General features: G+C 31.7%; 1 pseudogene. It reads right to left on the minus strand.

The features are described from left to right. A pseudogene (locus tag ACFIK8_RS12865) lies at positions 1-207 on the minus strand (hypothetical protein); the annotation flags it as partial. Between the last annotated feature and the right edge of the window lie 33 nt (positions 208-240).

Raw genomic sequence — 240 nt, forward strand, 5'->3', positions numbered from 1 at the left:
ATATTCATAATCTTCAATTGCATTTCCTTTTGATTTTAAATAACGCCTTCGTAGACGTTCACGATGCCCTTGGTAATGCTTATATATCTGTGAATTTCTCTGAAGTTTTTCACTTTTTGCTTCTGGTGTTGGATTAAGTGGAGCACTTGATGTTAATGCAAAATGATTGCTTTGGCTGCCCCCCTTTTTATTTAACTTTTTAGTCATGATATTTTTACATTTATTTAAGCATATGAATTT

It is taken from the genome of Bartonella sp. MR168JLCBS, from assembly GCF_042194175.1.